Raw genomic sequence first — 15,202 nt, forward strand, 5'->3', positions numbered from 1 at the left:
TGGTCGCCGCAGCAGGTACGGGAACAACGGTGCGGGGCGGCGCTGTCGATGCGCTTTCCGCCCGCTATCGGTTGCGGGCCAGGTGCTGTGAGCGCGGGGAAGGCGCGTCGAAGGCGGGAGCGGGTCTGCTGGTCGCACCGAGCCAGAACGGCACGGACGGAAGGAGAATCCGGTGCTGAAGTCCCTGCTCACCGCGGTCGTGGTCGGTGTGTCCGTCATCGCGGGCCCTGCGGCGGCCGTCCTCGCGGACTCGACGGCCACGGCGGCCGTGCAGTGCCCGCCGGACACCCACTGGAGTGACAAGCTGCAGATGTGCGTGGACGACACGCACTGGTGAGCGGATCGACCGACGCAACGGCCCGGCCGGCAGCACCCGCCGCCGGGCCGTCACGCGGAAAGCCCGCTCACCCCACGACGGACCCGCACGCCAGCCGCTCGCGCAACCGCGCCACGAGCTCGACCGCCTCGGCGGACTCGATGCCGTACAGGAGCACGAGGGCCTGCTCGACCCGCTCCCGCGACTCCGCGCCGTCGAAGTGCTCCGCCAGCAACGCGAGCGCCTTGGCCTGCCACAGCGCCGATCCGAGCTCGTCGAAGAGCCGCAGGGCCTCCTCCAGGTGCGCCGCGCCCCCGTCCACGTCGCCACGGGCGAGCGCGATCTCGCCGAGCGAGTACCGGGACCTGGCTTCGATCAACCGCTCCCCCACCCGCCGGGCCAGCTGCAGCGCGTTCACCAGCGTCGTGTCGGCGTTGTCCAGCCGCCCCTCGCGCTGCCGGAGCAGTCCCAGGCCGTGCACGGCGTAGACCTCGCCGATCCGGTCACCGTTGTCGCGCACGATGCGCAGCACGCGGTGCAACGCGTCCCTGGCGGCGTCGAGCTGACCGGTGGCCAGGTGGAGCTCGGCGAACCTGTGCTCCACCTGCGCCTCGACCCGCAGGCAGCCGGTCTCCCTGGTGATCGTCAGCGCCTGGTCCAGCAGGCGGGCCGCGCTCTCGGTGTCCCCCTCGTCGACCCGGTGCTTGGCGATGCTGCGCAGGACGTGCGCCTCGCCGATCCGGTCGCCCACCGCCCGCAGCACCGCCAGCGCTTCGAGGTACTTGGCCATCATCGCGGCGGTGTCGCCGCGGAGTCCGTGGACGTGCGCGTAGTTCCGCAGCACCAGCGCCCTGCCGTGCTCGTTCCCCACCGCGTCGAACAGCTCCAGCGCGACCGTGAAGCACCTCTCCGCGTCGTCGAGCCGGGCCTGGAACACGTGGAGCGTTCCGAGGGAGTACTGCGTCGCGGCCATCCCGAGCCGGTTGCCCGCCTGCCGAGCCGCCTCGTGGGCGAGCCCGGAGCACTCCAGCCAGTCGTCGAAGTACCCCTTGGCCTCGAACAGCGTGACGGAGGTCAGGGCGAGGTCCCAGCACAGCTCGTCCAACCCGGCCTCTGCGGCCTGCCGGACCGCCGCCACCAGGGCCCTGCGCTCCGCCTCCCACCAGTGCGCGGGTTCGCCGAGGTGGTCGTCGAGCTCGGCGGCGCCGGGGTGCCACCGGCGCGCGGTGCCGTGCAGGACGGTGTAGTCGCCGCCGTACTCGCGCCGGTGCGCCTCCTCGGCCAGCGCCAGCCAGCCGCCCAGCACCCGCCCGAGCGCGTCGGTCCGCTCCTCCTCCGTGGTGTCCTGCTGCAACCGTTCGGCGGCGTAGACCCGGATCAGGTCGTGCAGCCGGTAGCGCGGTGACGCCTCCCCGTACTGGACGATGTCCACCAGCTGGGCGTCGACCAGGCTCTCCAGCACCTCCTCGGCCTCCGCCGCAGTGGTGTCCAGCAGTGCGGCGGCCGTCCACCCCGGGAAGTCGGGCGCCGTGACCAGCGAGCACAGCCGGAACAGCCGCCGGGCCTGCTCGCCCAGCACCCGGTGGGTGATCTCGAACGTCGACCGCAGCTCCAACCCGTGGTGGGCGAACTCGTCCAGCCGCCGCGCCTCGTCGTGCAGCCGCCGGACCAGCCCGCTCAACCGCCAGTGCGGCCGGGACACCAGCCGCGCGCCCGCGATGCGCAGGGCGAGCGGCAGTCCGCCGCACAACCGGACCAGCTCCACCGCGGCGTCCGGCTCGGCCCCGGCCCGCGCCGGGCCGATGATCCGGTTCAGCAGTTCCAGCGACTTCGCCACGCCGAACACGCCGACGTCGAGCTGACGGACCCCCGGCAGCCCGCTCAGGCGGACCCGGCTCGTCATGATCACCGCACACGACGGGCTGCCCGGCAGCAGCGGCCGCACCTGCGACTCGTCGGACACACCGTCCAGCACGAGCAGCACCCGCTTGCCGGACAGCTTGCTGCGGTACAGCTCGGTCCGTTCCTCCACGTCCTCCGGCACCGCCGAGCCGGCCACGCCCAGCGCCCGCAGGAACCGCGCGAGCAGCTTGGCCGTGTGGTCGTTGTCGCCGGCCGCCCCCATGTCGGCGTACAGCTGGCCGTCCGGGTAGCGGCTGCTCAGCTGGTGGGCCGCGCGGGCCGCGAGCGTGGACTTCCCGACGCCCCCCTTGCCGGAGATGGCGATGATCGGCATGCTCCAGCGCTTGTCCTCGTCCACGTCCAGCAACCGCATGATCTCGTCCAGCTGCTCCTCGCGGCCGGTGAAGTCCGCGATGCTGGCCGGCAGCTGCCGCGGCACCACGCCCAGGGCCGGCCGTTCACCGGCGGCGGGCGCGGGCGGGGCCGGCGGACCGAGCGGCAGCGGTGACTCCGGCACACCGAGTGCCGCGTCCCCGCGCAGGATCGCCTGCTCCAGGTCCCGCAGCTCCTGACCGGGTTCCAGCCCCACCTCCTCGATGAGGAGCGCGCGGGCGCGCCGTCCCACCTCCAGCGCCTCGGCCTGGCGCCCGGTCCGGTACAACGCGAGCATCAGCAGCCCGTACAGCCCCTCCCGCAGCGGGTGCCCGTCCACCAGCGCCCGCAGCTCGACGACCACCTCGCGGTGCCGCCCGAGCCCCAGGTCGAGCCGGATGCGGGCCTCGATCGCGGCCAGCCGCTGCTCCTCCAGCACGGTGGCGCTGCGCTGCACCAGATCACTGGGCAGGTCCGCCAGCGCGGGCCCCCGCCACAACCCCAGTGCCTCGCGCAACGTCGCCGCCGCGTCCACGGGTTTCCCGCTCTCGGCCAGCTCCCGCGACGCCGCCACGAGCTCACCGAACCGGAGGCTGTCCACCTCCCCGGCACCGAGCCGCAGCACGTACCCCGGTGGGCGGGTCACGATCACGTCCGACCGGCCGGCGTCGGCGAACAGCTTGCGCAGCAACGAGATGGAGATCTGAACCTGTCCCCGCGCCGTCGACGGCGGAGCCGTGCCCCACACGGCGTCGATCAGCTGCTCGACCGGCACCACCCGGTTGGCGTTGAGGCCGAGGACCGCCAGCACGACCCGCTGCCGCGGGCCCCCCAGCTCCACCGACCGGCCGTCCAGGACCAACTCGACCGGCCCGAGCAGCCCAAGCCCCATGTCAAGCTCCCGTTCCCCCATCACGGTGGCTCGATCGCCACGGCACGCCGACGTGCACGACGCCGCACGCCGCGGGCGACGTTGGATCTTCGCCGAGGCTACCCCAGGCGTGGGAGCGTTTTCTTCACAAAAATAGTGGTCCCGTGGAATACACCCGAACAGCCCAAAGGGCGAGTTTCTTCAGCATTGGACCGAATTGCTCGGGAACCGAGCGATGAGCGTTCTGCGCGCTCCGCGACCGGATAGCCCGTCTGGAGCAGTCGCGCAATACCGAACCCATCCCCTGAAACCGCCTGCGGCATCAGACATCTCAATGGCCGGGCCCGTTCCCCATCACAGTGCGCATGGGAGCACGTCTCGCCCTCGACCTCGCCGGTGCAGGTGAGAGACCTCCACCTCCCACAGAGACCGCGCGGGTGTCGGCAACGGGCTCGCGGGCAACTTCGACGACCTCGAAGCCTTTGTGGCGATGACCGCGACCGGCTCGTGCTTGAGCTGCACGCCCCCATGGCCGTGCGCATTGATGCCGCCGCAGCGCTCACCGTCCAGAGCCTGCCGCCAGACCGTGAACCGAATTTCAGAATCGCCACGCCTCCCCTGCCAAACCCCGGAGACGGTCAGGGCCACCCTTGATTGGAATGGCCGCAATACAACCACACGAGGTGAAGAACCTCCAGTTCACCCATTCGGTTCGCCGAACGTTGACGCAGGTGGAACGCCTGGATGATAGGTTCACGCCAGATCGGCGACGGATTTCCGCACCCGCAATAGCCTGATCTTCGATCACCGTGGATCACCACCAAGATATGCCACTCGCGTTCCCATCTGCGAAAGCGATCGAACATGTCTCGCAGTCCCGAATGGCAGGCGCACCGCACGCTGCCGAGCAATCTCATGACCGCCCGGCCGAGGATGACCGTCCACGTCCAGGCCGTGTTGCGACTGCTGCTGTCCGACCCGACCGCGGAGCACTTCGGGCTGGAGATCGCCAAGTCGGCCGGCATGATGCCCGGCACCGCTTATCCGATCCTGGCTCGCCTGGTGCGGCTGGGCTGGCTCGAGACCCGCTGGGAGAACGTCGATCCCCGCGCGGCGGGCCGACCCAGGCGCCGGTTCTACCGGCTCACCGAGACCGGTGTGCTCGCCGCGCGGCCGGCGCTGGCCAAGGCGGGGTCTTCGCGGCCGCTCGGCTGAAGCGGCCACCACTCGTCGACCCTCCACGCGCCACCGCTCAACGGCGCAGCCGACGTGCACCGAACGGCAGGCGGCCGAACGAGTGACGTCCTCACCCCGGCGGGATGACGCCGTTGCGTCCGCACTGAAATCCTGTTGATCAACTCAGCCGAAGGAGTGGCTCCGCGTCCGGCCGAATGGCGGACGTCGAACCGCACACCCCGGCGACGCCGTACAACCACACAGAGGACGTAGAGCGAGCGGTGAGCACGTTGCGCAGGAGCAAGAGCACGGTGGGACGAAGATGACCGAACGCGCGGAGTCGCCCGAACGTCCTCCCCACCCGTTGGCCGTCGGCGACCTCCCGATCGCCTGCGGCTACCTGCGGAGGGGAGAAGGCAAGCGGGTCTCCGTGCCGCAGCTGCAAGAACGGATCATGACGCACGCCAGGGAGCTCGGCTTCGCGCTCTACCACCCGATCTTCGTCGACCTGCGCCCCGGAAGCCCGCTGGAACGCAACGCGTTCAGGGTCCTGCTCGACGTCGTGTGGGAGCTGCACATCACCACCGTGATCACGCCGAGCACCTGGCACCTCTCCCAGGACGAGGCCGAGGCCGACGAGGTGCACCGGCGGCTGACCTCCTACGGCTGCCGGGTGATCTTCATGCGCTAGCCGTCCAGCTCCCGGGCCATGCCCGTCATGAGCGCGGCACGCAGGCGCCGGCTCAGGTCGAGCGCGTGGGACCGGAGCCGGTCGAGCTCCTCGAACCTGAGCGAGTGCGGAGGCTGTTCGTGCCGCGGCCACACCCGGCGGTGCATCCGAAGCACGTCACGGTTCAGCAGGTACACCCGTTCCCTGGTGTCGAGCAGTTCGGCAGCGAGCTCACGAGCGGCCCTGAAGTGCTTGCTCTCCGTCGCGAGCAGCCGCTGCGCCATCACCAGGGCGGGCACGTTGTGCGCGGCACGGCGGTTCTGCAGGCGTGAGATCCCCACGGCGTGGAGGAGGTCGAAGGTCGTGCTGCGCCTCCCGTCGGGCGCCAGCACCATGACCAGGTGCTGCGCCAACCGCAGCTCGTTGCCCCTGAAGCGACTGGCGCGGAGGTACCGGAAGCGCGTCCAGCTCAGCTCGACCCAGTTCTTCGGCGCCGTGAGGAACAGGTCGGTGAGGAACGTCTTGCGACGCTGCCCGCTCAGCTCGTTGAGCTGCGCCTGCATCTGTTCGAGCCACACGGGCACGTAGTGCTCCGGCATGCCGATCGCGACGAAGGTCAGCACCCAGTGACGCGTCTCGGCGTGGAGGTCGCGCACGTAGAGCCATGACCACAGGGCCAGCGCGGCGCCGCCCCACATCACCATGGCGCCCAACCCCACGACCAGCGAGGTCAGGAGCGAGAGTTCGAGAACCTGGCTCAGGGTGGTCCCGAGTGGAAGCGCTGCGAGAAGCGCCAGCCAGAAGCAGCGCTCGCCCGGCTCTTTCAAGCACTCCTCCGTTTGTCGGGAGTGCGGCGCACCCTCCAGCTCACCCCGGTATTCTCACCGAGATCATCCCGTGATGCTCTCGTTATCAGGCGACACCACTCCATCAGGGCTTCCCCTCACAGCGCTGCACCGCCGACGGCAGGCCTCCCGACTCCTCGTCGCCTTTGGCCAGGCGTGCCAGCTCGGTCACGCGGGCGAAGGGCTCGTGCCTCTTGGAGAACACGGCCAAGAACACCCCGCTGACCGTGACCAGCGCGATGAACAGGAGCCCGGCCACTAACCAGGACATCCAGGAGGCGAGGAAGACGCTCGCGAGAGAGCCTCCGCCACCCAGTACTGCAGCCACAGGGGTGACGCGCCTGCGGCGGCCGGCCCGCTGGACAGGCGTGCGCCGAGGACGGTGCTGCGGGGACATTGAACGAAGTACCTCACGTGAAAGCCGACCGGGGAGAACGGATCAGGGCATGCGCAGCGCGCCCGCCACAGCAAGGCGCTCACAATTGTCAGGGGTGTGCGGTAAGCCTTGAGCGGGACAACGCGCGGGACGAACGGGGGCACGCGGGCATGGACCTGTCGGCCAGGTCGGCGATGGCGGTGCGGACTCGCCGCAGCTGCGTCATGGGCAGAACCTACACCCCTATAATGATCTCTATATAGGGTCGGCGCCGCAACCACCCGATCGTGTACTGGTCGGCGTGACCACTCAACGACGCGCTGGGAATGGACGTCTACGTCTGATGGCCCGATCGCGCCGTCCGAGTGCACGTAAGGGTGTTTCCACGCACATGGCCCTGCGGCGGCTCCACAACTCGATATAGGGTGCCTCGTTGTGGGAGCACTGCGGATGACCGTCCAGACGCAGGCCGTTTTGCACGCTCTTCTGGCTGATCCGACCGCCGAGCTGTACGGCCTGGAGATCGCCGACCGCACCCACCTGATGCCCGGCACGACCTACCCGATCCTGGTTCGCCTGCTCACGGCAGGCTGGATCACCGATCGCTGGGAGGACGTCGACCCGCACGAGGAAGAACGGCCGCGGCGGCGCTACTTCAAGCTCACCGAGGACGGCGCCGAGAAAGCCCGTGAAGCGCTCCGCACCGCGGCCACGAAGGGTTTCGCGCAGTCCTTCCAGCAGGGACGCCTCGCGAACGGCCTGAGCTAGGGCCTGTGTCGAAGTCCGTGTTCGCGACAGCCGGGCCTGAGGCGGCCCCCGGGGGCACGGGCGAACAGCCCACATACAACACCGGTATGCGGGCTGGTCGCCCGCACCGCCAGGAACCACCTCAGGCGCGACTCTCATCGAACGGGACCTCGACACAGGCCCTAGGCCGCCCCGCCCACCTCACGCTTCCAGCCACGCCGTGACGTTGCCAGCCGCTCGACGAGCTGCGTGATCACCAGCGTCGTGTGGTTGATCTCCAGCAGGTAGGCGACCTCCAGCGGGGACGGCAGGCGGTCCTGCGGGCGAGCCCGGTCAGGCCGCTCCTGCTCCGCGAGCAGACCGGTGCAGCTCCTCGCCAGCCACGCGGCGTTGGTGACGATCTTCGGGTGGTGCCGCTCGCTCACGCCGCGCGCCAGCAACCACCCCCACAGCCGGAGCTTCCTCAGCTGCCTCTGGAGCTGGTGGAGCTGCTCCTCGTGCTTCGGCCAGACCGGCATCCTGGAGCGCAGCAGCGCGTTCACCCGGCCGATGCGGGGCAACATCCACACGGCGGTGAGCCAGCTGGACAGCTCGCGCAGGACGTCGAGCTTCTTCGCCACCCATGCCGCCCATGTTGCGCGCAGCAACACCAGGAACGACATCCCGATGTGCGAACGCACCGCATCACGTTGCCGCGGCGGGAGATCAGCGAGCTGTCCTTCGAAGTCCGCGATCCACGCGCGGGCCTCGCCGAGCGGCAGCAGCGGTGCGATCAGGAGGAGCCAGGCCACCTCACGCGGCTGCACCGACAGCGACCGGACGACAAGGCAGTAGCGCACCGCGTAGAGCACGGCGACCACGCCGGCCACAGCGCCGGCGCCGGCGGGAACCTGCGACGTGTGGTCGCCGCCTTCGATCAGCACCGCGTAGAGCGCAGCCGCTCTGTCATAGCCGCCATCAGCGATCGGCAGCCAGACGGTGTTCACTCGGCGGTCTTCCCATCGGCGGGCCACGAGGGGACGAACCGCGGACGGTGCTCGGCGGAGACCCACCGCCCGTAGACCGTTGCCCGGTGCAGCTGGCGCCCCGAGCGCCCGGGGGTCGCGGCCCAGCGGGTGGCGACCTGGTTCAGCCGGCGCAGGCGCACCAGGACGGGGTACAACCGCGCTGGACTGAGGGCAGCCGCCTCCGCAAGTGCTGCCGTGTCGAGCTCGAGGTCGGGTCGTGCTGTCAGGGCCCGCAGCACGCGACCGGCGTGACGCCGCCGTCGCCAGAACATGGCGGGACAGTACCGTGACCTGGGTTTCTTGTACTCTATATAGGGGCGCTGCTTCACACTAAAGAGATCAGCTGGAGCCGTTCCCCTCACCCTTTCGGTGCATGATCTGCGCGGTCTCGACGCCCGCAGTGAGCCTTTGCCGGTGGAGATGCGCCGTTCGAGTGAGCCAGCAGGCCGCGGCGAAGATCGCGAACGCTTCTCGCCGCACCGAAACTGCCGAGAGCGTGCACACGCGTCGGTGTCCCGGTTGTCCGGCAAGGCCGAACACGGGTTTCGACTGCGCGTTCTGGCCTCTATTTGTCCTCTTTTTGGCCACTGACGCCGCGCCCCGCGCTGATAACCTGCCGGAATCCGGGGGGTGACCGACAAGGTCGCGGACGGAGGATTTCGAGTTGGCTGACCGGGACGACCTGTCCCCCGTTTTCGACGTGTTCATCAGTTACGCGATCGCCGACGAGGACTTGGTCAAACCTTTTGTCACGGCTCTCAAAAGGGATGGGTTCCAGGTCTGGATCGACTACGAGCAGATGGCGGGCGGCGTTCCCGTCATGGAACAGCTGGCGGACGGGATCGCGCAGTCGGCACACATGATCGTCTGCCTGTCCGACGCCTACCTCGGACGCGACTGGACCAAGGCTGAGCTGCACATCAGCCTCGCGCGAGATCCCGGCGCGCGGGAGGTGCGAACGATTCCGGCGATCTTCCGGCCGCTGACGATGAAGGTGCCGTCGTACCTGAGCCAGCTGACCATCTGCGACCTGACAAACCGGCGCCACGACTACGACCAGCAGTACCTGCTCGTCACCAGACGAATTCGCCGGAGGGTGGAGCCGACGAGTCCGGGGAAAGACGCGCTCGGCCAAATATGTGCCACCCCGTTCGGTCACGTCGACCAACCGGAACGAGCGTTGTTCGAGGCGTACCGGGCCTATCGTGAACTGTGCCAGTATTTGTACCGCCAGGAAGTCGGCGAAATTCCAGGGCACGCGGAGTTCGGCTGGATCACCGACCGGCTGATGATGCGGCGGAGCCTGCCTGCCGAGATCCGGGACGCGCTGGCGACCATGGAGGGCTACGGACGACAGGTCGTACCCGGCTACGTCGACGGGCCGGCCGTGACGGCGGAGACGATCGAGTCCCCGCTCAAGACCCTGGCGATGCTGACGCAGTGGGTGTTCCCCGACTGGCACCGGCCGGACGAACAGGTGGCGGCCTGGGACGTCCTGCCCGCCGGTGAGGACGGAACCCGGCGGTTGCCCGGCACCGACTACCTGCTGCGCGGCCCCGCGCTGGGGCGCACCACGCTCGGACCGCTCTACGGCGCGCACGACACGAGCCGCGACAAGCCGATGACGGTCGTCCTCGTCGAACCGCCACCGGCCGACGAACGCGCCTTCCGCCAGCACGTCGCCCGGTTCGCGCACGGGCGGCGTGGCGGCGTCCTGGCGCCCGACGACGGCGGCGACCTCGTGATCGCCGGTCGCCGGCTGCACTACCTCGCGATGCCCGCGATCGACGGTGTCTGGGCCGAGAACCTGGTCGAGCACGTGCGGGAGCTGCCACCCCGCGCCGCCTGCGAGCTGGCGCTGGGCGTCGCGGAGGTGCTGCGCGGACTGCACGAGGCGGATCCGCCGGTCGTGCACGGTGATGTCGTGCTCGCCAACGTGGTCGTCGGTGCGCTGGGCACCGTGGCGCTGTGTCCGGGCCGGCCGAGGACCACGACCAGGGCCGAGGACCTGAGCGCGCTCGCCGCACTGGTGGACGGTCCGCTCGCCGAGCGGCTGGCGTCCTGCACGACCGCGGTGCGGGCCTGCCGGATCCTCCGCGACGCGTGCCGCGACCTGCCGTCCGAGGACAGCCTCGGTTCGGTGTACCGGCGTTTCCGCGGCTCGACGCGAACGGCCCCGCGGCGGGACGGCCGGGCCACGCAGCTGGTGGAGACGTGCCGGATCGAGAGCCGGGCGGCCTGGCCCCTCGGCGACGGCCGGCTGGTGGTGTGGGAACGCGGCACCGACACCCTGGTCGTCCGGGAGGGCGAGCACACGGTCTGGCGGGACAGCTGTGCGGTCGTGGTGCGCCGGGTGGCCCGCGGACCGGACGGGCGGCTGGCCGTCGGCGGCTGGGACGGAGCGGTGCGCTGCTTCGCCGACGGGGCTCCCGTGGTCACCGCGCGGATGGACGGCGCGGTCGGCGACCTGTGCTTCGTCGGTGACAACCTGGTCGCGGGGTCGTGGAAGCAGCACCTGTGGCTGTTCGCGCCGGACGGCCGGCGCCACGAGCTGCTCGAGGTCAAGGCCGGGGTGCACCGCATCGCGGCGGCCGACGCCCGTGACCGGTTCGCCGTCGCCGACCTGTCCGGCGGGCTCGCCATCTACTCCGACAACCGCCGCGTCGCCAACATGCCGGCGGTCGGCTTCGTGACCGATCTCGCCTACGCGGGCACCCGGCTGGTCCTGCTCACCGGTGAGGCGCTGACGAGTCTGCGGCTGGACGGCTCGATCGGCGTGGGCGAACCGCGACCCGGTGCGCGCGGGCTGTTGCCCGGTTCGGCAGCCGGCCAGTGCACGCTGCTGGTCGAGACGGCGGCCGGAACCGAGACGTGGCTGGTCGACGCGGCGGACCGGCAGGTGCGCGACCACGTCTTCCCCGCGGGCCACTCGCTGATCGGCACCTGCGGGGTGCCCGGCCGGTTCATCGTGTCCGATCCGGACGGTGGGTACGCCTACTGGCGCGACGGGGAGCCGCAGGCACTGTGGCCCAACGCGACCACCGCCACCATCTCGGCGAACGGCCGGTTGCTCGCCGTCTGCCGGCCCGGTGTCGTCGAGCTGTACGAGGACTTCACGTGACGGTCACGGCCACCGGCGGCAACACGAGGACATCGCTGCTGGCGGCGATCGAGGAGCTGCGCGCCCGCGACGCCACACCGGCCGTGCGGATCGCGCTGGCAGAGGCCGAGTTCCGGCTGGCCGTCGCGGAGGACACCGAACCGGCGGAGGCGATCGACCGGCTGCGCGCCGCCATCGAGCAGGACCCGTTCTGCCCCAAGCTGTTCCTGCACCTCGGTCGGTTGTTGCACAGGTCCGGCGGCGCGGTGGCCGCAGTGCCCGAGTACCGCCACGCCATCCGCCTGGCACCGAACAGCCGCCGGGCGCACCTGCTGCTCGCGCTGGCACTGCTGGACATCGGGAAGCACACCCGTGAGCTCGGCGACCGGGTGCTCGCGGGCCTGAACAGCGGCAGCCCGCAGGACCTGAAGGCCGCCGTCGCCGAGGTGGACTCGTGGCTGGAGGACCAGGGCACCCCCGGCGGTGACCGGAAGTCCCGCCGTCCCGCCCCCAACCGCGGCGTGCAGGGCGCGCCGGCCGCCTGGCGGGTCGCGCTGCACGAGCAGATCACCCGTGGCAAGACGCAGGCGAGCCAGCTTTCCGCCCTCCTGCAGGCGGGACTGCTGCGCGTGGGCGAAGCCGGTGAGGTCGGCGAGTACGCCACCGCGTGCGCGTTGCTGCTGGCGAACGGCCAGAAACCGCGTTCGGTCCGGGAGTTCGCCAAGCCCGTCATGGCCGGGCACTCGGACCACCCGGCGGTCAGGATGCTCGCCGCGGCACTGGACCTCGCCGAGGCGGGCGGTCCGGCGGCGTTCGTCACGACGGCGGCCGAGCACGTCGAGAACGGCACGCTGCCACTGGAACTGGTGTGCTGCCTGCATCTGGACCGGTACGGACCGGACCACCACAGCTCTGCCGTCGAGGCGCTCGCACTGCTGGACACCTACCCGCGGGCGCTTCGGGACTCCGACGGCTTCGACGAGCTGAGGCTGGCCGTGCTGGACGGGCACGCGCGCAAGGCGTGGGCGGCCGAACGGTTCGACGAGGCCAGGTTGCTGTGGCAGGAGGCAGGCTCGATCGACAGGTTCCGCGTCCCGGTGGCGCTCAACCTCGCGTTGCTGGCCGCCAAGACGAAGTCGGAGCAGGACTACGGCCCGGCCTGGGACCGGGCGAGCGAGCTGCTCTACCTGCACGCGGCCGGCGCCGGCGACGTCCAGCTGCTGCTGGAGGAGCGCCGGTCGTTGCACTCCGCCCTGACCCAGCAGGCCCACCAGCGGCACTGCGAGCGCACCGGACTCAGGGACACACCGAGTGCCGAGGAGATCACGGCGTGGATGGCCGATCCGGACGCGCTGACCGAATGGCTGCACCAGTGGGACCTCCACTACGTCAACGCACGCCTCGGTTTCCGGTCACCGGCCCACCTGCTCGGGGTTCCCGCCGACGCCGGCCAGGAGGACCACGTGGCGGCCGAGGAGGCGTTCGTCAAGCACCTGCGGCTGGCCTTGAGCGGGCGGGACTGGGCCGGTGTCGGCGTTTTCGCGACCCTGGCCGCCGGGCAGGCCCGGCGCGCCCGCCTGTCGATCGGCGAGACCAGGGACGCCTACTACGAGCCGGAGCGCCAGGAGGCACGGTCGCTGGCCGAGCTGGCGTTGCGCCGCGGGCTGATCCTGCGGGAGATGATGAAGGAGCTGCACAGGAGACCGTCCGGTGCGCAGCTCCGGATGGGCTACGAGCTGGCACGCCGGCAGCTGGTGCTGCCCTGGCGGGCGCTGCGGCCGATCTGCGTCGCGATCGGTGCGATCGCCGACGACTTCGACCTCGTCCGGATGTTCGAACAGGACCTCGTCGCGCTGGCGACCTACTGGGACACCCCGAAGCCGCGCACCGACGAGGAGTCGGCCGATCGGTTGTCCCTCTTGGACGGTTGCGTCGAGGTGGTGCCGCACGACCTGACGCTGCGGTTGATGCGGTGCCTGGCGCTGCGCGCCGTGAACCGGCATGACGACGCGTACGCGGCCGCGGTGGCAGCACTGGAGCTCCCGCCACCGCAGGACGAGGACGACAACCGGCAGGCGACGGTCGACGAGCTGGTCGCCCTGGTCGACCTCATCGGCATGGAGGGCATCCCGCGGAGCCTGCCGAGCCGGGAGGCGGCGATCGCGGCGGCCCGGCGGGAGCTGGAACGGTTCCCGCGCTGCGGGCAGCTGCGGCGGGAGCTGGTGAAGCAGCTGTCGGCGACGGGCCGCGTGGCGGAGACGAACGAGGCGATCGCCCTGCTGAGCGAGGGCATCGAGCTGGCGCTGAGCGCGGGGCAACGGGCCGACTTCACCGAGCGGCTCGTGGCGCTGGAGCCGGTGGCGGCGGCCGCGCCGGTCCGCGCGTCGCTCCGGCAGCTGGTGGAGCCGGCCCAGGAGGCGGCCAGTGCCGCGATCGCCGAGTACGTGCGCGACACCGGCGACGAGACGAGGAAGTCGGCGCTGACGGCCGTGCGCGTGGCCGTCGACAAGGTGACCGAAGGGCTGCGGATCGCGGAGCAGGCGGGGCTCGACGCGGAACGCGCGTCACTGGACAAGGCCCTCGCCAGGCTGCGGGAGATGGCGGCCCGGCTGGCAGGCGAGCTGGAAGACGCTGGGAGATGACGATGTTCATGATCGACCTCGGGGGTGACTCCCACTACTCGCGGCTGGGGGTGTCACCGGACGCCTCCGCAGAAGAGATCCGGCAGGCCAGGGACCGGTTGATCCGCGAGCTGCGGGAACGGGTGCGCCGCGAACCGGGGCGCAAGGACGAGCTCACCGAACGGCAGCAGCAGATCAACGGTGTCGCGGACGTGCTGGTCCGTCCGGCGAAGCGGCAGCAGTACGACAGGGGGCACGAGCACCTGCGGTTCTTCACGATCCGCTCCGCGGCCGCGCCGGTGTTCACCAGCCAGGCGGACCGGATCGACGTGCTGCACCGGGTGATCAGCGCTCATCTGCGAGCGGCCGGAGTCGAGCTCCGTCCGCTGTCCGATGTGGACCGCAGCGACTTCGCGGCCGACGTGACCCCGAACACCCTCCTCGACGACCTGATCGGACAGTGCTGATGGACACGGCGCCGGACACCGACCGCACGACCGAACCGGAGCTCAAGACCGACCCGGAACCCACGACGGCCCCAGAACCCACGACGGCCCCAGAGCCCACGACGGACCACACCGCTGACCCGCCGGCCGGCACCGACCCCGCTGTCGAGCGGCTGGACCGGATCGGGGCGTTGCTGGAGGAGGTCGTCGACGACAACACCGCCGTCACGACGTCGATGAACCAGCTCGGCCACGCACAGCGCGCGCTGGGCGCCGACGTGCGGCGGGAGCTCGGCGAGCTGCGCCGGGACCTCGCGGCCGGCCTCGCCTACCGCACCCTCAAGGACCTGTGCGTCGAGCTGATCGGCCCGCTGGGCGCGATGGAGGCGATGCTGGACAAGGCCGACTTCACCGACACCGAGGCCGTGTCCGGGCACGTGCGCAGTCTCGTGATCACGTTGCACGGGGTGCTGAGCCGGATGGGTGCGGAGCGCATCGCCGTCTCGCTCGGCGAGGAGGCGTTCAACCCCAACCGGCACCGCTGCGTCAGCCTGGTGGCGCCGGACGAGTCGCCGTTCCCGGACGCCCCGCCCCGCACCGTCGTGCGCGTGCTCGAAGACGGCTACCTGCTCGATCAACGCCTGCTCACGCCCGTCGCGGTGGAGGTGCAGGCCGACCGTCCCGCCGCCGGTACCGAGCCGGAAACCGGCACGACCACGGACACCGACACCGACACCGCAGAGGCATAGGAGA

13 protein-coding genes are annotated in these 15,202 nt (G+C 70.8%); 8 read left to right on the forward strand and 5 right to left on the reverse strand.

Annotated features, from left to right (window positions below; genetic code table 11):
* Nucleotides 1-172: 172 nt before the first annotated feature.
* A complete protein-coding gene (locus ACVDFE_RS35330) occupies nucleotides 173-337 on the forward strand; it encodes a hypothetical protein (RefSeq protein ID WP_360402132.1) in 165 nt (54 codons plus the stop codon).
* A gap of 67 nt (nucleotides 338-404) precedes the next feature.
* On the opposite strand, the gene ACVDFE_RS35335 is transcribed toward ACVDFE_RS35330, so the two are convergent.
* A complete protein-coding gene (locus ACVDFE_RS35335) occupies nucleotides 405-3,482 on the reverse strand; it encodes a BTAD domain-containing putative transcriptional regulator (protein WP_458433516.1) in 3,078 nt (1,025 codons plus the stop codon).
* An 843-nt stretch (nucleotides 3,483-4,325) separates the two neighbouring features.
* Between ACVDFE_RS35335 and ACVDFE_RS35340 the strand changes: the two genes are divergently transcribed.
* Nucleotides 4,326-4,676: a PadR family transcriptional regulator gene (locus tag ACVDFE_RS35340; protein ID WP_458433517.1), complete on the forward strand. Its 351-nt coding sequence runs from the start codon at nucleotides 4,326-4,328 to the stop codon at nucleotides 4,674-4,676.
* A gap of 283 nt (nucleotides 4,677-4,959) precedes the next feature.
* Complete coding sequence (locus ACVDFE_RS35345) at nucleotides 4,960-5,328, forward strand: hypothetical protein (RefSeq protein ID WP_360402141.1); 369 nt, start codon at nucleotides 4,960-4,962, stop codon at nucleotides 5,326-5,328.
* Here ACVDFE_RS35345 and ACVDFE_RS35350 read toward each other — a convergent pair.
* Nucleotides 5,325-6,134, reverse strand: a complete 810-nt coding sequence (locus tag ACVDFE_RS35350) for a hypothetical protein (RefSeq protein WP_360402144.1) — start codon at nucleotides 6,132-6,134, stop codon at nucleotides 5,325-5,327. The two genes, ACVDFE_RS35345 and ACVDFE_RS35350, sit on opposite strands and share 4 nt — an antisense overlap.
* Before the next feature lie 103 nt (nucleotides 6,135-6,237).
* Nucleotides 6,238-6,423 (reverse strand): hypothetical protein, encoded by a 186-nt coding sequence (locus ACVDFE_RS35355; protein ID WP_458433518.1) that lies wholly within the window; start codon nucleotides 6,421-6,423, stop codon nucleotides 6,238-6,240.
* Nucleotides 6,424-6,978: 555 nt separating this feature from the next.
* On the opposite strand from ACVDFE_RS35355, the gene ACVDFE_RS35360 reads away from it, so the two are divergent.
* On the forward strand, nucleotides 6,979-7,296 hold the full coding sequence (locus ACVDFE_RS35360; RefSeq protein WP_360402150.1) for a PadR family transcriptional regulator: 318 nt from the start codon (nucleotides 6,979-6,981) through the stop codon (nucleotides 7,294-7,296).
* A 161-nt stretch (nucleotides 7,297-7,457) separates the two neighbouring features.
* Here ACVDFE_RS35360 and ACVDFE_RS35365 read toward each other — a convergent pair whose 3' ends face one another.
* Complete coding sequence (locus ACVDFE_RS35365) at nucleotides 7,458-8,261, reverse strand: hypothetical protein (protein WP_458433519.1); 804 nt, start codon at nucleotides 8,259-8,261, stop codon at nucleotides 7,458-7,460.
* Complete coding sequence (locus ACVDFE_RS35370; protein ID WP_360402174.1) at nucleotides 8,258-8,554, reverse strand: hypothetical protein; 297 nt, start codon at nucleotides 8,552-8,554, stop codon at nucleotides 8,258-8,260. The genes ACVDFE_RS35365 and ACVDFE_RS35370 overlap by 4 nt, the downstream gene beginning before the upstream one ends.
* Before the next feature lie 392 nt (nucleotides 8,555-8,946).
* Here ACVDFE_RS35370 and ACVDFE_RS35375 point away from each other — a divergent pair, with 392 nt between their 5' ends.
* Genes ACVDFE_RS35375 through grpE form a run of 4 tightly spaced genes read left to right on the forward strand, consistent with a single transcriptional unit; the run spans nucleotide 8,947 to nucleotide 15,198 of the window.
* Nucleotides 8,947-11,403, forward strand: coding sequence for a TIR domain-containing protein (locus ACVDFE_RS35375; RefSeq protein ID WP_458433520.1), 2,457 nt, complete (start codon nucleotides 8,947-8,949; stop codon nucleotides 11,401-11,403).
* Nucleotides 11,400-14,024, forward strand: coding sequence for a hypothetical protein (locus ACVDFE_RS35380; protein WP_458433521.1), 2,625 nt, complete (start codon nucleotides 11,400-11,402; stop codon nucleotides 14,022-14,024). Before ACVDFE_RS35375 ends, ACVDFE_RS35380 begins: the two co-directional genes overlap by 4 nt.
* The gene (locus tag ACVDFE_RS35385; protein WP_360398778.1) at nucleotides 14,021-14,470 is read left to right on the forward strand and encodes a J domain-containing protein; all 450 of its coding nucleotides are present in this window, start codon (nucleotides 14,021-14,023) and stop codon (nucleotides 14,468-14,470) included. The genes ACVDFE_RS35380 and ACVDFE_RS35385 overlap by 4 nt, the downstream gene beginning before the upstream one ends.
* Nucleotides 14,470-15,198: a nucleotide exchange factor GrpE gene (grpE, locus tag ACVDFE_RS35390; protein WP_458433522.1), complete on the forward strand. Its 729-nt coding sequence runs from the start codon at nucleotides 14,470-14,472 to the stop codon at nucleotides 15,196-15,198. The genes ACVDFE_RS35385 and grpE overlap by 1 nt, the downstream gene beginning before the upstream one ends.
* Nucleotides 15,199-15,202 lie beyond the last annotated feature (4 nt).

The organism is Lentzea chajnantorensis (assembly GCF_054300775.1).